This is a genomic window from Nocardiopsis oceani (assembly GCF_054777395.1).
This window is the reverse complement of record NZ_BAAHAR010000012.1, coordinates 40,159-58,360: the sequence shown is the minus strand read 5'-3', so window position 1 is coordinate 58,360 and position 18,202 is coordinate 40,159. Positions and strand designations below refer to the sequence as shown.

The window sequence follows — 18,202 nt, the reverse complement described above, 5'->3', positions numbered from 1 at the left end:
TCAGTTGCGGACGCGGAACACGTCGTAGACGCCGTCCACGCCGCGGACCGAGCGCAGGACGCTGCCCAGGTGCGTGGGGTCGGCCATCTCGAAGGTGAAGCGGCTCTGCGCCACCCGGTCGCGGCTGGTCTGCACCGTCGCGGACAGGATGTTGACGTGCTGGTCGGAGAGCACCCGGGTGATGTCGGACAGCAGCCGGGAACGGTCCAGGGCTTCCACGTGCAGGGCGACCAGGAACATCGAGTCCTCGGTGGGCCGCCACTCGACGTCGACCATGCGTTCGCGGTCCAGGCTGGCTGCGTTCACGCAGTCCGCTCGGTGCACGGAGACCCCGTGGCCGCGGGTCACGAAACCGACGATGTCGTCACCGGGTACGGGCGTACAACACTTGGACAGGCGCGCCCACACGTCGCCGTCCCCGGCCACGACCACACCCGCGTTTCCGGAGCGCTGCTTGGTGGTCGCCACCTTGGAGGGCAGGGAGGACTCGGCGAGGTCCTCGGTGTGGTTCTCCAGCCCGCCCATGGAGTCGACGAGCTTGCTGACCACGCTCTGCGCGCTGACCTGGCGTTCGCCGACGGCCGCGTAGAGGGAGTCGACGTCTGCGTAGCGGAGGTCGCTGGCGAGGGCGATGAGGGTCTCACCGGTGAACAGGCGCTTGACCGGCAGTTGCTGCTTGCGCATGTACTTGGCGATCTCGTCCTTACCGCGGTCGATCGCGGCCTCGCGACGCTCCTTGGTGAACCAGTGCCGGATCTTGTTGCGGGCCCGCGCGCTCTTGACGAAGTTCATCCAGTCGCGGCTGGGTCCGGCGTCAGGATCCTTCGAGGTGAGGATCTCGACGGTTTCGCCGTTGTGGAGCTCGTTCTCCAGCGGCACCAGGCGGCCGTTGATGCGGGCCCCGACGGTGCGGTGGCCGACCTCGGTGTGCACGGCGTACGCGAAGTCCACCGCGGTGGCGCCCTGCGGCAGGGAGATGACGTCGCCCCCGGGGGTGAAGACGAAGACCTCCTGCACGGACAGGTCGAAGCGCAGCGACTCCAGGAACTCGCCCGGGTCCTTGGTCTCCTGCTGCCAGTCGATGAGCTGGCGCAGCCACTGCATGTCCGTGCCGCCCTTGGGCTTGGCCTCGCCGCCGCCGGAGCCCCGGTCCTCCTTGTACTTCCAGTGTGCGGCGATGCCGTACTCGGCGCGGCGGTGCATGGCACGGGTCCGGATCTGCAACTCGACCGGGTTGCCGGAAGGGCCGATGACCGTCGTGTGCAACGACTGGTACATGTTGAACTTCGGCATCGCGATGTAGTCCTTGAACCGGCCGGGCACCGGGTTCCACCGCGCGTGGATGGTTCCGAGGGCCGCATAGCAGTCCCGGACGCTGTCCACCAGGACCCGCACCGCGATGAGGTCGTAGATGTCGTCGAAGCCCACGTTGCGGGCGATCATCTTCTGGTAGATCGAGTAGTAGTGCTTGGGCCGTCCGCGCACGGTCGCCTTGAGCTTGGCCTCGCGCAGGTCGCCGGAGACCGCCTCGATGACCTCCTGGAGGTACACGTCGCGGCGGGGTGCGCGCTCGGAGACGAGTCGGGCGATCTCGTCGAAGCGCTTGGGATAGAGGGTGGCGAAGGCCAGGTCCTCGAGCTCCCACTTGATGGTGTTCATGCCCAGGCGGTGGGCGAGGGGGGCGAAGATCTCGAGGGTCTCGCGGGCCTTCTTCTCCCGCTTGGCGCGGGCCGGCAGGTAGCGCAGGGTCCGCATGTTGTGCAGGCGGTCGCACAGCTTGATGACGAGGACGCGGATGTCGCGGGCCATCGCCACGACCATCTTGCGGACCGTCTCGGCCTGGGTGGCCTCGCCGTACTTGACCTTGTCCAGCTTGGTGACGCCGTCGACGAGCTCGGCGATCTCGTCGCCGAAGTCCGCACGCAGCTCGTCGAGGGAGTACTCGGTGTCCTCGACCGTGTCGTGCAGGAGGGCGGCGGCCAGGGTGGCCTCCTGCATACCCAGTTCGGCGAGGATGGTGGCGACGGCGAGCGGGTGCGTGATGTAGGGGTCGCCACTCTTGCGCTTCTGGTGGCGGTGGTGGTGCGCGGCGATCTCGTAGGCGCGCTCGATGAGCCGTACGTCCACCTTGGGGTGGGTGGCGCGCACCGTCTTGATCAGTGGTTCGAGCACCGGGTTCATCGTCACTCCCCGCTGGGCGCCGAGTCGGGCGAGCCTTCTGCGTACTCGCACGGTGGAGGGCGTGGTGGAGGCCGCTTGGCGTCCCTGGGCCCCCTGCCCCGAGACGTCGGAGGGCGCCGCTTCGTCCGCGGCGCCCTCCGGGCGGTCTTCCTGTGGTCTTTTCGAGCTCGGCACTCCCGTACCGGCCGCATGCTTGCCGTCCGCACGTTCTCCCGGCGTGTCGGCTTTCGGCATGTCGCTCCGAGGGGTTTCGGCCGCTGGTGTCCTGGAGGCCTCCCGGCCCGACTCCTGCTCAGACACTGCTCCGGTCGAGACCACTTCGCTTGGCATGCCTACCTCCCGCGGATCCGCCCGGTGGAGCCGACGTCGCCGTTCGGCTCACCTCCGGTGCACGTGCGTGTCATCAGGGCCAGTCATTGACGCGGCCGCCGCGGTCACCTCTCCCAGCAGTCTAGTGGGATCGCCCCCGCCTGCGCGGGGAGCGCTCTGGCCCCTCGTGTCCCGTGTCCTCACCGACTCGTGGATACACGCAGTGACCCAGGTCACCAAGTGCGTCACACCGAGTACTGGAGTACGTCAACGGGGACGGACCGTCGCGGTATTCCCTCGGGAACGCGACAGCCGCGGTGGGGTCTCCGGTCAGACCGAGAGGAGGGTGTGCAGCTCCACGTCGGGCATCTTCTCCCGCCCCTGGAGTGCGGAGAGCTCCAACAGGACCGAGAATCCCACGACCGTACCACCCGCCTTACGGACGAGTTCCACCGCGGCCCTGCCGGTGCCGCCGGTCGCGAGGACGTCGTCGACGACGAGCACACGGCTGCCCGGTGTGATCGCGTCGGCGTGCATCTCGACGGTCGCGGTGCCGTACTCAAGATCATAGGCCTGGTCGATGGTCTCTGCGGGCAGTTTCCCGGCTTTGCGTGCCGGAACGAAGCCCGCGCCCAGTTCCATGGCGACGGGGGCACCGAAGATGAAGCCCCGCGCCTCCAGCCCCACGACGTGGTCGACCCCGCCTCCGAGGTAGGGGGCGGTCAGCCCGCGCACGGCGGCGGCGAGGGCCGCCGGGTGGTTGAGCAGGGGCGTGATGTCCTTGAACAGGATGCCCTCGTGCGGGAAGTCCGGGATATCGCGGATCTGCGCCTTGATCAGCGCGAGATCGCCGGCGGCGTCCGGGACGTCCTGGGTCGCGGTGTCTTTGGGCATGGGTGGTGCGGCCTTCTTGTCGTGGTTCGGTTCGACCGCGGTCGAAGTACGGCGGCCGGGGCAGCGGCCGAATCAGCCGTCGAAAACAGCGCGGTACCGGCCCTGGGAGGAGGGCCGGTACCGAAGTCTGTGGCGCCGACTGGCGAGAGTGCCAGGTGCTGACTAGCCCTTGGGCTTGTCGTCGTCACCGAAGTCGGGGCGGTCCTCGACCGGGGTGTCGTCGTTGGTGGGGGTGATGACCTCACCGACACCAGCCTTGAGCATACGGATGCGGGTACCGGGGGAGATCTCCAGCACCACGTCCTGGTCGTGGATCTCGACCACCGTGGCGAAGATGCCCGCCTTGGTCATGACCTCGACGCCGGGGACCAGGGAGCTCTGCATCTGGGTCTCCTGCTGACGGCGCTTCTGGTTCGGGCGCCAGAACAGGAGCCAGAAGACCAGGAGGATCAGCAGGAACGGGAGCATCATGCCAATGAGGCTGCCCTCTCCCTGGGCACCTTCGGCGAGAGTGTAAATGCCCTGCACGGGGGCGTCCTTCCTGACGTTACCTGTGGCCGACGGTTGCCGGCTCGGACACCGCGACGACCACCTTCTTCGGGCCGACCGACCACGGCGGTCGAATTCGCACCCGGCGTATACAACGCACGAAGGTGCCAACTCGTTCCACCGGTGTCGAACGACACCACACGAGGTCGCTGCCCCGCTTTGGCTGGTTCGCCCAGTTTACGTGGCGCTGATCACCAGTCATCCACCGGCCGAGAGTCAGGATGCTAACGGTTCGTCTCCGACAGGGAAATGCCTGGTGGCTCCAGTATACGCCGAGGCGGAGGTCAGGATGCGTTGTCGCCGTTGCTACCGCCGCCTCCTCCTCTCCCACCGGTGGCGGATCCGGTGGCCGCGTCGGCCGCGGCCCCGAAGGCCGCGTCAGGCGGCGGGGTGAGCCCCATGTGGGACCAGGCCATCGGGGTGGCCACCCGGCCCCGCGGGGTGCGGGCCAGGAAGCCGGAGCGGACGAGGAAGGGCTCCGCGACGACCTCCACCGTCTCGGCCTCCTCCCCCACGGACACCGCGAGGGTGGAAAGTCCCACCGGGCCGCCGCGGAAACGGTTCATGAGCACGTCGAGGATGGCCCGGTCCAGCCGGTCCAGGCCCAGGGCGTCCACCTCGTAGAGCTCCAAGGCGGCGTTGGCGTTGGCGAGGGTGAGGCGGCCGTCCCCGCGCACCTCCGCGTAGTCGCGGACGCGGCGCAGGAGGCGGTTCGCGATCCGGGGCGTTCCGCGTGAACGGTCGGCGATCTCGCGGGCCGCCTCCTCTTCCAAGGGCGCCCCGAGCAGCCCGGCGGAGCGGTGCAGGATCTGCTCCAGTTCGGAGGGCTCGTAGAAGTCCATGTGGGCGGTGAAGCCGAACCGGTCGCGCAGCGGAGCAGGGAGCATCCCCGCCCGGGTGGTGGCGCCGACCAGGGTGAACGGCGCGATGTCGAGCGGGATGGCGGTGGCGCCGGGACCCTTGCCGACGATCACGTCGACCCGGAAGTCCTCCATGGCGACGTAGAGCATCTCCTCCGCAGGGCGGGCCATGCGGTGGATCTCGTCGAGGAAGAGCACCTCGCCCTCCTGGAGGGTGGACAGTACCGCAGCGAGGTCCCCGGAGCGCTCGATCGCGGGCCCCGAGGTGATGCGCAGGGGCGCGCTGAGCTCGGCGGCGATGATCATGGCCAAGGTGGTCTTGCCCAGACCGGGGCCGCCGGACATGAGGATGTGGTCCGGGGCGCGGTTGCGGCGCTGGGCGCTGTGCAGGACCAGGGAGAGCTGTTCGCGCACACGGTGCTGACCGACGAACTCGCTGAGGGCCTTGGGCCGCAGCGCCCCCTCGATCTGGTGGTCGTCCACGTCGGCCTCGGGCGAGACCGCGTCGCGTTCGTGCATGGTCAACTCCTAGGCGCGGCTGAGGCTGCGCAGGGCGCTGCGCAGGAGGACGGTGACGTCGCTGGTGTTCTCGGCCTCGGCGGCGACGGAGGCCGCGGCGGCCTCGGCGTCCTTGGCCGACCAGCCGAGGTTGACCAGGCCGGAGACGACCTGCCCGCGCCAGGCGCCGTTGGGCTCGGAGCCGTTCGGGGCGTCGGTGGGGGGCAGGGTGCCGTCGGTCAGGACGGGCGCGTCAATCTTGCCGCGCAGTTCCAGAACGATGCGCTGCGCACCCTTCTTGCCGATACCGGGCACCCGGGTCAGGGCAGCGGTGTCCTCGGAGGACACGGCCTGGCGGAGGCTGTCGGGGCTGTGCACGGCGAGCATGGCCAGGGCGATGCGCGGGCCGATACCGGAGGCGGTCTGCAGCTGTTCGAAGAGGTGCTTCTCGTCGTCGTCGGCGAACCCGAAGAGGGTGAGGGAGTCCTCCCGGACGACGAGGCTGGTGGCGACGGTGCCCTCCTCCCCCACGTGCAAGCGGGACAGGGCGGAGGGGGTGCACTGTACGGTCATCCCGACGCCGCCGACGTCGATGACGGCGCTGCCCGCGCCGCGTGCGGCCACCCGGCCGGTGAGGAACGCGATCATCTCGTGTGGGCACCTGGAGGGGTACCCGTCTCCTTCCTGGGGGCGGTACTGCTGCCTGTTGCTGCCCGGGTCCGAAGACCGGACCTAGCGGCCGCGCGCGCGGCGGGCCAGTTCCACCTTGCGGGCGAAGTCCTGTTGGGCCTGGGCGACCCGCGCCTGGGCCCCGCCGCGCCAGATGTGGCAGATGGCCAGGGCCACCGCGTCCGCGGCGTCGGCGGGCCTGGGTGGCCCGTCGAGTCCGAGGATACGCGCCACCATGCCGCCGACCTGCTTCTTGTCGGCGCGGCCGTTGCCGCTGATGGCGGCCTTGGCCTCGCTCGGAGTGTGCGTGGCTACGGGCAGGCCGCGGCGGGCGGCACAGACCAGGGCGATCCCACTGGCCTGGGCGGTGCCCATCACGGTGCTGAGGTTGTGCTGGGCGAAGACGCGCTCGACGGCGACGGCATCGGGCTCGTACTTGTCCAGCCACTCCTCGATGCCGCGTTCGATGGCGACCAACCGCTGCGGGAGTTCGGTGTCCGAGGCGGTGCGGACGGCGTCGGCGCCCAGGAGGCGCAGGGGCCGACCGAAGGCCCCCTCCACGACACCGATGCCGCAGCGGGTCAGCCCCGGGTCGATTCCCAGCACGCGCACGTTGTCACCGTCTCTCTTCTCGAACGCCCGTTCGCACCATGCTAGCGGTGGGCGGCGACGCGAACCGCCGTCCCACAGGGCGTGTTGGCCCTGGCCGAGCGTGTCGGGCCCGGGTAGCGACAAGGTACCGACCTAAGTTGGGGCGATGAGCTCACTCTCCGACCCCAAGGTCCGCGACTTCCTACTCCAAGGCACCCGGACGGGCAAAGTCGCCTACACCTCCGCGAGCGGCCGCCCCCTCGTGGCGCCGATCTGGTTCACCATCGACGGTGACGGGCTGGTGTTCAACACCGGCAGGGACAGCGCCAAAGGCAGGGCCTTCGCCCGTGACCCACGGCTGGCGCTGGTGGTGGACCTGGAGGAGCCGCCGTTCGGTTTCGTCCAGGTCCAGGGCGAGGCGGAAGTCTCCGAGGACCCCGACGAACTGCTGCGTACCGCGACGGAGATCGCCCGGCGGTACATGGGTCCGGAGCGGGCCGAGGAGTTCGGCCGCCGCAACGGCGTCCCCGGCGAGCTTGTGGTGCGCGTGCGCCCGACAAAGGTGATCGCCGGCCTGGATATGACCGGCTGACGTGAACGGCTGGTCCGGACCCGTCCGAGCCGGTCAGGCTGTGGCGTGCTCGAGGAAGGCCTCGGCCGCCGCGGTGAGCGGGCCCTTGCGGCTGATCAGCGCCACTTCCAGGTGGTCTGTGGGCACCAGGTCCAGGACCAGCGCCCCGGCTTGTTCGGCGAGGGCCCGCCAGGCATCGGTGACCACGGCGAAACCGGCGCCGTCCAGGACGAGCGGCAGGATCGACACCCGGTGTTCGCTCTCCACCGCGATGTGCGCGTCCAGCCCTTCGGAGAGCAGGCGGTCGACGAACCGGCGCATGCCCGAGCCCTGGTGACCGACGATGAGGCGCCGCCCGGCGAGGTCGGCGACGGGCACCGGCTCGCCCCGCGGGAAGGGCCCGCCCCGCGGGGCCAACAGCACGAAGGCCTGTTTGGCCAGGGGATACACGCGGACTTCGGCGTCGGCCGAGGGGCCGTCCGTGGCGATCATACCGAGCTCGCAGGCGCCGGTGCGCACCATCTGGACGGCGTCCCGGTTGGTGAGCGCTCCCCGGATGGACACGGAAACCGCGGGATGGCGTTCGGTGAAGCCGGCGACCAGACCGGTGAGCGGCTCGATGGCTTGGGTGGGCAGCGCGGCCACGTCCACGCGGCCCCTTTGAAGCCCTTGGACGGCCTCCACCGCCGACCTGGCCAGGTCGAGTCCGCGTACCGACTCGCGTGCGGGGCCGACGAGGGCGTGTCCGGCGTCGCTGAGTACGACGCGGCGGCCGATGCGGTGGAAGAGGTCACTTCCCAGGTCTCGTTCCAGGGCGCGGATCGCCTGTGAAAGGGACGGTTGGGAAAGGTGGAGGGCGGCCGCGGCCCGGTTCATCCCGCCGTGGTCGACGACGGCCAGGAAGTACTCCAGCTGCCGAACGTCCACTGTGCTCCCCCGAACCTGCCTGACCGGGTTCGCCCCGGCTCGTCCCATAAGTCCAGCTTATAAGAGCGATCGACAACCGGTCTTGGACGCCGTCCCGCCCGGGCTGCTGGGATCGGGGCATGAGCGACCGACTTCTCCCCGGCTTCTCGCGGCGCACCGTGGACGCTGACGGGGTACGCATCAACGTCCTTGTCGCCGGAGCTGGGCCTCCGGTCCTGCTCCTGCACGGCTATCCCCAGACCCACCTCATCTGGCACAGGGTCGCCCCCGTCTTGACGGAGCGGTTCACCGTCGTCCTCACCGACCTGCGCGGTTACGGGGACAGCGGCAAACCCGCCTCCGATGCCCGCCACCTCCCCTACTCCAAGCGCTCGATGGCGCGCGACCAGCTCCTCGTCATGCGCGAGCTCGGGTACGACCGCTTCGCCGTCGTCGGCCACGACCGAGGAGCCAGGGTCGGGCACCGGCTGGCCTTGGACCACCCCGAGGCGGTCACCGCCTTCGCCGCCCTGGACATCGTGCCGACCCGGTACGCGTTCGAGAACGCCGACGCCGACTTCGCCGCCGGCTACTACCACTGGTTCTTCCTGACGGCCGGAAACGGTATCCCCGAGCACCTCATCGGACAGGACCCGGGGTTCTGGGTCCGGACCCGCATGAACGCCCGCCACCACGGCGGGGCCGACTTCGACCCGGCCGCGGTCGAGGAGTACGTCCGCTGCTTTAGCGACCCCGCCGCCATCCACGCCTCCTGCGAGGACTACCGGGCGGCCGCCACCGTCGACCTCGAACACGACCGCGAGGACGCCGGGCGCCGCATCGACCGTCCCGTCCTCCTGCTGTGGGGGGAGCAGAGCTTCGTCGGTCGCAGCTACGACGTGCTTCGTGCCTGGTCGGAGTACGCGTCGGACGTGCGGGGCCGGGCCCTGGCCTGCGACCACTACGTACCCGAGGAAGCACCCGAGGCAACCGCCTCCGAACTCGCCCACTTCCTACGCCACCACCACTTGGAGTCCCCATGAAGCAGTACCGCATCGCCACGATCCCCGGCGACGGGATCGGGAAGGAGGTCACGCCCGCCGCCCTCGGCGTCCTGGACAGGGTCGCCGCCCACCACGGTTTCGGCCTCGCCTACGACGAGTTCGACTGGTCCTGCGAGCGCTACCTCGCCGAGGGCACCATGATGCCGGAGAACGGGCTCGACCTGATCCGGCAGCACGACTCCGTCCTGCTGGGCGCTGTGGGCTGGCCGGGGGTGCCGGACCACGTCTCCCTGTGGGGGCTGCTCATTCCCATCCGCCGCGGCTTCCAGCAGTACGTCAACCTCCGGCCCATCAGCGTCTTGGAGGGAGTGCCGAGCCCTGTCGGCCGGGCGCTGCCCGGCGAGGTCGACTTCGTGGTCGTCCGGGAGAACAACGAGGGCGAGTACTCGAGCATCGGCGGACGGATCTACGAGGGTTCACCGGAGGAGACGGTCGTCCAGGAGTCGGTGTTCACCCGGCGCGGGGTTGAGCGGGTCCTGGAGTACGCCTTCGACCTCGCCGAGCAGCGCGGCGGTCAGCTGACCTCGGCCACCAAGTCCAACGGGATCGTGCACACCATGCCGTTCTGGGACGAGCTGGTCGCCGAGCGGGCCGGGCACCACCCGGACGTGGTTTGGGAGCAGGAGCACATCGACGCGCTCGCCGCCAAGGTCGTCCTGGACCCGGAGCGGTTCGACGTGATCGTGGGATCGAACCTGTTCGGCGACATCCTGAGCGACCTCGCCGCTGCGGTGGCGGGCGGGATCGGCATCGCCCCGTCCGCCAACCTCAACCCGGAGCGGGAGTACCCGTCCATGTTCGAACCGGTGCACGGGTCGGCCCCCGACATCGCGGGGAAGGGTGCCGCCAATCCGTTGGGGGCCCTGTGGTCTGCGTCGATGATGCTGGACCACCTGGGGCACCCGGAGGCCGGTCAGCAGATGATGGGCGCGGTCCGCACGGTCCTGGCCGAGGGACGCGTTCGCACCCGCGACCTGGGCGGGACCGCCGGTACCGAGGAGTTCACCGCCGAGGTCCTGCGCCAGCTGCCCTGACGGGTGGCCCGGAGTCCGCTGCCGGGTGCTGCATCCGGCAGCGGGCAAAGGAGAATCAGCCCAGGGGAAATTCATATCCGTATTCGCCTTTGACTGTCCCACAAAGCCATAGGTTCGCCGTTGGCCTCCTGTGGTCACATCCTCCACAGACGGGTGTCCTCTCCGCCACAGTGCGTGCGCATACCCCCGAAATCGCATTGTGAGACATCTATGTCCCATAGCCCGTGGGGCCCTCCCCCTCCGCCTCCGACCGACCCGGGACACGCGAACGATGCGGGCCAACCCAACGGTGCCCCCGAACCCCCGCTGGACACGGCTGAGCGCCTCGCCCGCCTGCGTGACCGGCTGAAGGGGACCTTCCCCCGAGCCGCCGGGCTGTTGCGCCGAGCGCTGGTGGAGCTCACTCAACTTCGGCCAGCAGGCCCTACTGGTGACGGCCGGAACAGCCGCGCTCATGCTCATCCCAGGAGTGGGTTTCTGGGCTGCACTGGGCTGGAGCAGCCTCGCCGCGGGAGCCGCGGCGAGTGGACGGGACCTTGCCGACACCCTCCGCCACGGCACCCCCGCAGACCTGCTCCTGGCGGGCACGGTCATGGTGCTGGGCGGCAGGCTGCGAGGGCTCGGCACCCCCCTGAGCCGCAGCTACCGGCAGTATGGCCTGGGCTCACTGCCCCGAGGGTTCACCAGCCTTCCCGGGAACCGGCACCAGAGTCCGGCCGGGCTGGTCTACGGTCCCGGAGGTACCGAGGGCCACCGCCTCAAACACGTGCTCGAGCACAACCGGAGGAACCCGAACAAGCCCCGGCACACCCGCTTCCGCACCGGCGGCGACGGCCAGAGAGCCCTGGAGTTGGTAGACCAGGCCTGGAGGAACCGGGGCCGGCCCGTGAGGTCCCAGGGCGGCCGTGACGTCTACGAGATCGACATGGGCCGTAGGGTCGGCACCAGCGGCGAGAGGCACATCCAGATCGTCGTGGACCAGGGCACCTCCGAAATCGTGACCGCTTTCCCATTCAAGAGGTAGGGCCCATGGCACAGAACCGGAACACGTATATCTGCCGTCTCTGTCACGGGAACGGACTGATCGAGCAGCGGACCGTCCTCAATACCGGCGAACTCGTCTGGGTCTGTGACGAGTGCGAAGCGGTCTGGCTCGCGGAGGGGTCGATCCCGACGGACGAGTACTACCAGTTCGGGTCCTTCATGCGTGCACGGGGACTCACCGGCCTGTGGAACGAACTGGGTCGTCCCTGCCCCGACGACCAAGCCGGTGCCTCGTCGACTCGAAAGCACGAACGCCTGTGGCCGCGCCCCTCTGCAGGGGTGCGGCCACAGGCGTCGTCGTGTGATCCCTGAGGTCGGCCCTCGGGCCGGGCGCGGAGCACTACAGCTCGGCCATGACCTCGTCGGGGATGTCGGCGTTGGTGAACACGTTCTGGACGTCGTCGGAGTCCTCGAGCGCGTCCACGACCCGCATGACCTTCTTGGCGGCCTCGGCGTCGAGCGGGACCTCCATGGTCGGCAGGAAGCTGGAGTCGGCGGAGTCGTAGTCGATCCCGGCCTCCTGGAGAGCAGTGCGCACGTCGACCAGGTCGGTGGCCTCGCAGACGATCTCGAAGGACTCGCCGATGTCCTCGACCTCTTCGGCCCCGGCTTCCAGGACCGCGAGGGTCACGTCGTCCTCGGTGGTGCCCTCCTTGGACACGAGCACGACACCCTTGCGGTTGAACAGGTACGACACCGAGCCGGCGTCGGCCATGTTGCCGCCGTTGCGGGTGACCGCCACACGCACCTCGGAGGCGGCCCGGTTGCGGTTGTCGGTGAGGCACTCCACGAGCAGCGCCACGCCGCCGGGGGCGTACCCCTCGTACATGATGGTCTGCCATTCGGCGCCGCCTGCTTCCTCACCGGAGCCGCGCTTGCGGGCGCGCTCGATGTTGTCGGCGGGCACCGAGTTCTTCTTCGCCTTCTGGATGGCGTCGAAGAGCGTCGGGTTGCCTTCGACGTCACCGCCACCGGTACGCGCGGCCACTTCGATGTTCTTGATCAGCTTGGCGAACAGCTTGCCGCGCTTGGCATCGATGACAGCTTTCTTGTGCTTGGTGGTGGCCCACTTTGAGTGGCCGCTCATGCTTGTCCTTTCGCGATGTCGACGAAGAGGCGGTGGATGCGCGCGTCGCCGGTGAGTTCGGGGTGGAAGGACGTCGCCATCAGGCTGCCCTGTCGTACGGCGACGATCCTACCGGCCTCGTCAGGCCTAGACACGGCCCCGAGGACGGTGACGCCGGTGCCGACCGACTCGACCCAGGGCGCCCGGATGAACACGGCCTCGAAGGGGTCCTCGCCGATGCCGTCGATCCGTACCCCGGCTTCGAAGGACTCGGTCTGGCGCCCGAAGGCGTTGCGGCGCACGGTCATGTCGATACCGCCGACAGTCTCCTGGTCGGCGGTCCCCCCGAGGACGCGGTCGGCCAGCATGATCATTCCGGCGCACGTCCCGTAGACGGGCATCCCGTCGGCGACGCGTTTGCGGAGCGGATCCAGCAGCCCGTAGCGGACGGCCAGCTTGGACATGGTGGTCGACTCCCCACCGGGGATGACCAGGGCGTCCGCGTCGTCGAGCCGGTCAGCGGAGAGGACCTTCACGGTGCGCGAGCCGAGGCCCTCCAGCACGTGCACGTGTTCGTCGGCGTCCCCTTGGAGGGCGAGGACACCGATGGTGGGTGTGGCGGTCAAGTACGGCCTCACTCGTTGTGGAACTGACGCTGGAACGGGGCGGGCGGCGGGGACCCGTCCCCGCCGCCCGGAACGAACCCGTGACTGGCTAAGGGTTACCAGCCACGACCGGCGTAACGCTCGGACTCGGGGAGCTCTTCCACATTGATGCCGACCATGGCCTCGCCCAGGCCGCGTGAGACGCGCGCGATGACCGCGGGGTCCTCGTAGTGCAGGGTGGCCTGCACGATGGCGTCGGCGCGCTTGGCCGGGTCACCGGACTTGAAGATGCCCGAACCGACGAACACGCTCTGGGCGCCGAGCTGGCGCATCAGGGCGGCGTCGGCCGGGGTGGCGACACCGCCGGCGGAGAACAGCGGCACGGGCAGCTTGCCCAGGCGCGCGACCTCCTTGACGACCTCGTACGGGGCGCGCAGCTCCTTGGCGGCGCCGAACAGCTCGGGCTCGTCCAGGGTGCCGAGCCGCCGGATCTCTCCGTTGATGGAGCGCATGTGGCGGGTGGCCTCGACGACGTTGCCGGTGCCGGCCTCGCCCTTGGAGCGGATCATCGCAGCGCCCTCGGCGATGCGGCGCAGGGCCTCACCGAGGTTGGTGGCACCGCAGACGAAGGGGACGGTGAAGGCCCACTTGTCGATGTGGTAGGCCTCGTCGGCCGGGGTGAGGACCTCGGACTCGTCGATGAAGTCGACGCCGAGGGACTCCAGGACCTGGGCCTCGACGAAGTGGCCGATCCGGACCTTGGCCATGACGGGGATGGAGACCGACTCGACGATGCCGTCGATCATGTCCGGGTCGGACATGCGGGCGACGCCGCCGTCCTTGCGGATGTCGGCGGGCACGCGCTCCAGCGCCATGACCGCGACGGCACCGGCGTCCTCCGCGATCTTGGCCTGCTCCGGCGTGACGACGTCCATGATGACGCCGTTCTTGAGCTGCTCTGCCATGCCTCGCTTGACGCGCTGGGTACCGACGGCGTTGTCGGTGGTGTTCGATGCGTTGGTGGCCACGGTGGTGGGCTCCCGTTTCTTCTGCTGGTTTGCGGCCAGGCCGTGTTCTCCGGATAGCTGCGGGTCCTGGTGAACACGGTCCGGTTCGTACTCCGGGCGGCGAGCCCGGCGGCGTCGTGCGGGGTTGCGCGGACACCGTCGGTGCCGCGCACCCTGGGTCGACCAGCCTCCCATCCTAGTTCCACCCCTTTCGGGACGTTTGACCAGATCGGAGTTTGGCGGGTAGCGCTTGCGCCAGGCTGGCGCCATCAGCGTTCCGGCGTCCGGTCGTCCATCTCGAAGTAGCCCGGCAGCGCGGCGGTTCCGGCGAGCCGCAAATGGCGGACCAGGCGGGAGCGGCGGGCGCGCCGGGTGTCGGCGACGGCGTCATTGTGGAAGACCCGGGCCAGGTGCACGCCCCTCGCCGCAACCGCCACCTCCTCCAGGTGCGGGGCCAGCAGCGGACTCGACGAAGCGTCCGGGGGGAGCCCGTCCAGGGCGGAGCGCAGCGTCGCGGACAGCGCGCTCTCCGCGAGCTCCCGGTCGGTCTCGCCCGCGCGGCGCGCGCTGTTGGCCCCGTCGGCCAGGATCCGGGCGACCTCGGGGTCGAGGCCGTCAGCGGCGGCGAGGTCGAGCACGGCGGCGGCCCTGCGCACCAGGGCCGCGTCGAGAGCTGCACGCGCTGTCTCCACCCGGTGGTGGAGGCGGTCGAGCCGGGTGGCCCGCCAGGACAGGTAGAAGCCCAGCAGGACCAAAGCCAGCAGGGCCGCGGCGACCAGCGTGACGAATCCGACGTCCGGGCTCAGGTGCGCTCACCCCGGCGGAGCCGGGCGGTGGACAGGCGGCCGCCGTCCAGGCGCACCCCGCTAGGGCGGCCCTCGCGTCCTTCGCCCGCCAGGACGGTCTCGTACACGTGCGCGATGTCGGCGGCAACAGTGTCCCAGTCGTAGGCGCGCACGGCTTTGCGGGCCGCCTCGGACAGGTGGGCACGGCGGTCGGGGTGGTCGAGCAGGTCCCCGGCGCATGCGGCCAGGTGGTCCGGGTCGCCGACTCGGAAGAGCTCGCCGGCCCCACCGCCGCCCAGGACCGCGGAGAAGGCGGGGATGTCGCTGGCGACGATGGCCGCACCGGAGGCCATCGCCTCGGTCAGGACGATGCCGAAGCTCTCCCCGCCCAGGTTGGGCGCACAGAAGACGTCGGCGGAATGGTAGGCGCGCACCTTGTCCGCGTCGCCGAGCCGTCCGAGGCGGACCACACGGGGGAGCAGGTGGGCGGGGACCCCGGACAGGTCGGGTTCGCCCGGCCCTGCCACGAGCAGGCGCAGCCCGGGCCGGCGCGGTGCCATCCGGGTGAAAGCCTCCAACAGCGTGGCCAGGCCCTTGCGCGGTTCGTCCAGGCGGCCCAGGAAACCGATCGAGCCGCCCTCCCCCGGCCAACCGGGCAGTGCCTCGGCGTGTTCGAAGCGGCGCACCGACACCCCGTTGGGGATGAGCACGGCGTCGCCGCCCACGTGTTCGACCAGCGTGCGCCGGGCCGCCTCGGACACGGCCACGCGCGCGTTGATCTTCTCCAGGGCCGAGCGCAGGGCGGTGGAGGTCGCGGACATGGCGCGCGAGCGGGTGTTCGAGGTGTGGAAGGTCGCGACGATGGGCCCGTCCGCCGCCCAGCAGGCCAGGAGGGAGACGCTGGGCGCGGAGGGTTCGTGGATGTGCAGCACGTCGAAGCCGCCTTCGGTGAGCCACCTGCGGACGCGTGCGGCGGTGCGCGGGCTGAAGCTGAGCCGGGCCACCGAACCGTTGTAGGGAACCGGGACGGGACGCCCGGCCGGGACCAGGTAGTCGGGCAGGTCACGGGCCCCGGAGCCGACGGGGGCCAGGACCGAGACCTCGTGGCCCATCGCGGTGAGCGCCTCGGCCAGGTCCCCGACGTGTTGCTGGACGCCGCCGGGGACGTCCCAGGCGTACGGACAGACCAGGCCCACCCTCATCCCCGTATACCCGCCTCTTGACCGGCGCGGTCGGCCTCGTGATCCGCGCTGAAGACGGCCTGGAGCATGTGCCAGTCCTCGGGGTGTTCGGCGATGGCGGCCTCGAACACGCGGGCCAGTTCCTGGGTGGTGTCCTGGATGCGCTGGGTCCGGGTGGGAGCGGGGGCCACGGGGATCTCGTCGTGGACGCGGATGTTCCAGTAGGGGCCGTCGTACCAGAGCGAGACCGGCATCAGGGCGGCACCGGTGTTCAGGGCCAGGGCGGCGGGCCCCGAGGGCATGCGTGCCTTCTCCCCGAAGAAGTCCACCTCGAGGCCGGAGCCGCCGATGTCCCGGTCTGCGAGCAGGCAGACCAGGCCGCCCTCGCGCAGGCGGCGGGCGAGGACGCCCACGGTGTTGGCGGTCCCGCCGGTCAGTGGCAGCACGTCCATGCCCAGGGACTCCCGGTAGGAGGTGAACCGCTGGTAGAGGCTTTCGGGGCTGAGCCGCTGGGCGACGGTGGTCAGGGGTGTGCCCCGGCTGCTGATCCACGCACCGGCGTGGTCCCAGTTGCCCATGTGCGGCAGGGCCGCCACCACCCCGCGGCCGGAGCGGATGTTCTCCTCCAGGGCCTCGATACCGCTCTGGCGGGTGTTGCCGAGGATGTGCTCCCGGCCCATGGCGGGCAGGCGGAACATCTCGTAGTAGTAGCGCATGTAGGAGCGCATCCCGGCCTTGGACAGGGCGCGCAGTTGGGCGTGGCTGGCGTGCGGGCCTACCAGCCTGCGCAGGTTGCGTTCCAGGCCGCGGGTACCGCCGTCGTGGGTGCGCCAGGAGCGGTCGGCGATCCGCTGGAACACCGCCCGGCCCGCGCGTTCCGGTGAGCGGCGGACCAGCGTCCAGCCGGCCGAGTAGGCCAGATCGGCCATGCGTTCGTCCACGTCCTGCCCCGTCCTCAGCTCTTCCCGCCGCTTTCTCGCCTGCCCCTTCCTAAGCGCCGTTGCTCGTCTTCTCGTCCTCGCCCGTAGCGAAGCCCGGGTCGTTGAGGCGTGCCCGGGTCTCCACCAGGCGCTGGAGGATGGTGATCAGGCTCAGCGCGGCGAGGAGCCACAGGCCACCGGCGAGGACGTACGGCACTCCGAGCTCGCTCAGACCGACGGCGAGCAGGATGATCACCAGGCGTTCGGTGCGCTCGGCCACGCCCACGTCGCAGTTGACGCCCAGGCCCTCCGCGCGCGCCTTGATGTAGGACACCATGAAGCCGCTGATGAGGCAGAAGAGGGTGAGCCCGGCGAGCATCGGATCATCGCCCTCACCCACGAACCACCACATGAGTCCGGCGAGGATAGCGGCGTCGGCGACCCGGTCGAGGCTGGAGTCGAGGAAGGCACCGAAGGCGCTGGCGCCGTCCTTGGCCCTGGCCACGGCACCGTCGAGCATGTCGAAGAGCGCGAAGACGGTGATGACCACCGAACCGGCGTAGAGCTGACCGCGGGGGTAGAAGTAGAGGGCGCTGACGACGACGCCGGTGGCACCGATGATGGTGACGACGTTCGGGGTCAGGCCGATCTTGGCCAGGCTCCGGCCGAGCGGAGCGGTGACCCTGGAGATCATGGGGCGAAGGATTCTCAGCATGTCTTCTTGTGGTCGTAGGACGGTCGTGGGGGGTGGGATCCGCACCGGGTGGCGTGGTGTCGGCCGCGTGACGCCGGTCGGGGCACCCATCGGTGCCCTGGCCGGGCTCCGGTCAGACTCGGTGTCATCCCCGGGGCCAGTGTTCGGCCAGCTTGGACCTGGTCTGCTCCAGCATTTCGGGCAGGACCTTGGTCTGGCCGATCACGGGCATGAAGTTGGTGTCACCACCCCAGCGCGGCACTATGTGCTGGTGAAGGTGCGCGGCGATCCCGGCACCGGCCACCGTACCGAGGTTCATGCCGACGTTGAAGCCCTGCGGTCGGTAGGCCGTGTCGAGTGCTTGGATCCCGGCCTGGGTGAGGGCGGCGACCTCCGCCGTCTCGTCCTCGTCGAGCGAGGTGTACTCGGAGACGTGCCGGTAGGGGCAGACCAGCAGGTGGCCGCTGTTGTACGGGTAGAGGTTGAGGACCACGTAGGCGGACTTGCCGCGGGCCACCACGAGCCCTTCTTCGTCGTCCAGCCCGGGTGCCCGGCAGAAGGGGCAGCCGTCTTCCGCCTTCGGGCCGGTCGGCTTGCCCTCCCCCTTGATATAGGCCATACGGTGCGGGGTCCAGAGCCGCTCCCATCCGTCGGGGCTCCCCGCCCCTGTGCCGGGGAGGTCGCTCGGCCCGTTCTCGGGCTCGTTGTCGGCACCGCGCATCGCTCGTCCGTTCCTTCGCATGACCGTTTCGTACTGCGGGTCCCAGCATAGAA

At 70.0% G+C, this 18,202-nt stretch carries 20 protein-coding genes; 5 read left to right on the top strand and 15 right to left on the bottom strand.

The features are described 5' to 3' along the window. The 6 genes from ACYVDG_RS08880 to ruvC form a co-directional block, all read right to left on the bottom strand. The gene (locus tag ACYVDG_RS08880) at positions 1 to 2,181 is read right to left on the bottom strand and encodes a RelA/SpoT family protein (RefSeq protein ID WP_460748280.1); all 2,181 of its coding nucleotides are present in this window, start codon (positions 2,179 to 2,181) and stop codon (positions 1 to 3) included. A 639-nt stretch (positions 2,182 to 2,820) separates the two neighbouring features. Continuing rightward, positions 2,821 to 3,384: an adenine phosphoribosyltransferase gene (locus ACYVDG_RS08875; protein WP_460748065.1), complete on the bottom strand. Its 564-nt coding sequence runs from the start codon at positions 3,382 to 3,384 to the stop codon at positions 2,821 to 2,823. Positions 3,385 to 3,546: 162 nt separating this feature from the next. After that, positions 3,547 to 3,912 (bottom strand): preprotein translocase subunit YajC, encoded by a 366-nt coding sequence (yajC, locus tag ACYVDG_RS08870; RefSeq protein ID WP_460748062.1) that lies wholly within the window; start codon positions 3,910 to 3,912, stop codon positions 3,547 to 3,549. A 305-nt stretch (positions 3,913 to 4,217) separates the two neighbouring features. After that, a complete protein-coding gene (ruvB, locus tag ACYVDG_RS08865; protein WP_460748060.1) occupies positions 4,218 to 5,312 on the bottom strand; it encodes a Holliday junction branch migration DNA helicase RuvB in 1,095 nt (364 codons plus the stop codon). A 9-nt stretch (positions 5,313 to 5,321) separates the two neighbouring features. Next, positions 5,322 to 5,939, bottom strand: coding sequence for a Holliday junction branch migration protein RuvA (ruvA, locus tag ACYVDG_RS08860; RefSeq protein ID WP_460748057.1), 618 nt, complete (start codon positions 5,937 to 5,939; stop codon positions 5,322 to 5,324). An 84-nt stretch (positions 5,940 to 6,023) separates the two neighbouring features. Beyond that, entirely contained in the window at positions 6,024 to 6,572 is a 549-nt protein-coding gene (gene ruvC, locus ACYVDG_RS08855) for a crossover junction endodeoxyribonuclease RuvC (protein ID WP_460748054.1), read from the bottom strand. Positions 6,573 to 6,717: 145 nt separating this feature from the next. Here ruvC and ACYVDG_RS08850 point away from each other — a divergent pair, with 145 nt between their 5' ends. Then, on the top strand, positions 6,718 to 7,143 hold the full coding sequence (locus ACYVDG_RS08850; RefSeq protein ID WP_460748052.1) for a PPOX class F420-dependent oxidoreductase: 426 nt from the start codon (positions 6,718 to 6,720) through the stop codon (positions 7,141 to 7,143). Between the two features lie 33 nt (positions 7,144 to 7,176). Here the strand turns inward: ACYVDG_RS08850 and ACYVDG_RS08845 are convergent, their stop codons facing one another. Further along, positions 7,177 to 8,049, bottom strand: coding sequence for a LysR family transcriptional regulator (locus ACYVDG_RS08845; protein WP_460748049.1), 873 nt, complete (start codon positions 8,047 to 8,049; stop codon positions 7,177 to 7,179). 119 nt (positions 8,050 to 8,168) lie between these two features. Here ACYVDG_RS08845 and ACYVDG_RS08840 point away from each other — a divergent pair, with 119 nt between their 5' ends. From ACYVDG_RS08840 to ACYVDG_RS08825, 4 genes are all read left to right on the top strand, one after another. Next, complete coding sequence (locus ACYVDG_RS08840; protein ID WP_460748047.1) at positions 8,169 to 9,071, top strand: alpha/beta fold hydrolase; 903 nt, start codon at positions 8,169 to 8,171, stop codon at positions 9,069 to 9,071. Beyond that, entirely contained in the window at positions 9,068 to 10,126 is a 1,059-nt protein-coding gene (locus ACYVDG_RS08835; RefSeq protein ID WP_460748044.1) for a tartrate dehydrogenase, read from the top strand. Before ACYVDG_RS08840 ends, ACYVDG_RS08835 begins: the two co-directional genes overlap by 4 nt. Before the next feature lie 430 nt (positions 10,127 to 10,556). Continuing rightward, positions 10,557 to 11,150, top strand: coding sequence for a hypothetical protein (locus ACYVDG_RS08830; RefSeq protein WP_460748042.1), 594 nt, complete (start codon positions 10,557 to 10,559; stop codon positions 11,148 to 11,150). A gap of 5 nt (positions 11,151 to 11,155) precedes the next feature. Further along, complete coding sequence (locus ACYVDG_RS08825) at positions 11,156 to 11,482, top strand: hypothetical protein (RefSeq protein WP_460748039.1); 327 nt, start codon at positions 11,156 to 11,158, stop codon at positions 11,480 to 11,482. Between the two features lie 28 nt (positions 11,483 to 11,510). Here the strand turns inward: ACYVDG_RS08825 and ACYVDG_RS08820 are convergent, their stop codons facing one another. The 8 genes from ACYVDG_RS08820 to ACYVDG_RS08785 form a co-directional block, all read right to left on the bottom strand. Further along, positions 11,511 to 12,257 carry a YebC/PmpR family DNA-binding transcriptional regulator gene (locus ACYVDG_RS08820; RefSeq protein ID WP_460748037.1) on the bottom strand — a complete coding sequence of 249 codons (747 nt, stop codon included), beginning with the start codon at positions 12,255 to 12,257 and terminating at the stop codon, positions 11,511 to 11,513. Then, positions 12,254 to 12,862, bottom strand: coding sequence for a pyridoxal 5'-phosphate synthase glutaminase subunit PdxT (gene pdxT / locus ACYVDG_RS08815; RefSeq protein ID WP_460748035.1), 609 nt, complete (start codon positions 12,860 to 12,862; stop codon positions 12,254 to 12,256). The genes ACYVDG_RS08820 and pdxT overlap by 4 nt, the downstream gene beginning before the upstream one ends. Positions 12,863 to 12,957: 95 nt before the next feature. Next, positions 12,958 to 13,869, bottom strand: a complete 912-nt coding sequence (pdxS, locus tag ACYVDG_RS08810; RefSeq protein WP_460748032.1) for a pyridoxal 5'-phosphate synthase lyase subunit PdxS — start codon at positions 13,867 to 13,869, stop codon at positions 12,958 to 12,960. Between the two features lie 248 nt (positions 13,870 to 14,117). Next, on the bottom strand, positions 14,118 to 14,597 hold the full coding sequence (locus ACYVDG_RS08805; RefSeq protein WP_460748278.1) for a hypothetical protein: 480 nt from the start codon (positions 14,595 to 14,597) through the stop codon (positions 14,118 to 14,120). Positions 14,598 to 14,650: 53 nt separating this feature from the next. Next, positions 14,651 to 15,835, bottom strand: a complete 1,185-nt coding sequence (locus ACYVDG_RS08800) for a glycosyltransferase family 4 protein (RefSeq protein ID WP_460748030.1) — start codon at positions 15,833 to 15,835, stop codon at positions 14,651 to 14,653. Then, complete coding sequence (locus ACYVDG_RS08795; RefSeq protein ID WP_460748028.1) at positions 15,832 to 16,755, bottom strand: phosphatidylinositol mannoside acyltransferase; 924 nt, start codon at positions 16,753 to 16,755, stop codon at positions 15,832 to 15,834. The genes ACYVDG_RS08800 and ACYVDG_RS08795 overlap by 4 nt, the downstream gene beginning before the upstream one ends. 49 nt (positions 16,756 to 16,804) lie before the next feature. Next, positions 16,805 to 17,428, bottom strand: coding sequence for a phosphatidylinositol phosphate synthase (gene pgsA, locus ACYVDG_RS08790; protein WP_460748275.1), 624 nt, complete (start codon positions 17,426 to 17,428; stop codon positions 16,805 to 16,807). Positions 17,429 to 17,573: 145 nt separating this feature from the next. Then, positions 17,574 to 18,149 (bottom strand): HIT family protein, encoded by a 576-nt coding sequence (locus ACYVDG_RS08785; RefSeq protein WP_460748273.1) that lies wholly within the window; start codon positions 18,147 to 18,149, stop codon positions 17,574 to 17,576. Positions 18,150 to 18,202 lie beyond the last annotated feature (53 nt).

Excerpts from the sequence above, each read along its gene's own strand:
- ACYVDG_RS08880 (WP_460748280.1), bottom strand. The coding sequence starts at position 2,181 with ATGAACCCGGTGCTCGAACCACTGATCAAGACGGTGCGCGCCACCCAC.
- ACYVDG_RS08875 (WP_460748065.1), bottom strand. The coding sequence starts at position 3,384 with ATGCCCAAAGACACCGCGACCCAGGACGTCCCGGACGCCGCCGGCGAT.
- ruvB (WP_460748060.1), bottom strand. The coding sequence starts at position 5,312 with ATGCACGAACGCGACGCGGTCTCGCCCGAGGCCGACGTGGACGACCAC.
- ruvA (WP_460748057.1), bottom strand. The coding sequence starts at position 5,939 with ATGATCGCGTTCCTCACCGGCCGGGTGGCCGCACGCGGCGCGGGCAGC.
- ACYVDG_RS08850 (WP_460748052.1), top strand. The coding sequence starts at position 6,718 with ATGAGCTCACTCTCCGACCCCAAGGTCCGCGACTTCCTACTCCAAGGC.
- ACYVDG_RS08840 (WP_460748047.1), top strand. The coding sequence starts at position 8,169 with ATGAGCGACCGACTTCTCCCCGGCTTCTCGCGGCGCACCGTGGACGCT.
- ACYVDG_RS08835 (WP_460748044.1), top strand. The coding sequence starts at position 9,068 with ATGAAGCAGTACCGCATCGCCACGATCCCCGGCGACGGGATCGGGAAG.
- ACYVDG_RS08825 (WP_460748039.1), top strand. The coding sequence starts at position 11,156 with ATGGCACAGAACCGGAACACGTATATCTGCCGTCTCTGTCACGGGAAC.
- ACYVDG_RS08820 (WP_460748037.1), bottom strand. The coding sequence starts at position 12,257 with ATGAGCGGCCACTCAAAGTGGGCCACCACCAAGCACAAGAAAGCTGTC.
- ACYVDG_RS08800 (WP_460748030.1), bottom strand. The coding sequence starts at position 15,835 with ATGAGGGTGGGCCTGGTCTGTCCGTACGCCTGGGACGTCCCCGGCGGC.
- pgsA (WP_460748275.1), bottom strand. The coding sequence starts at position 17,428 with ATGATCTCCAGGGTCACCGCTCCGCTCGGCCGGAGCCTGGCCAAGATC.
- ACYVDG_RS08785 (WP_460748273.1), bottom strand. The coding sequence starts at position 18,149 with ATGCGCGGTGCCGACAACGAGCCCGAGAACGGGCCGAGCGACCTCCCC.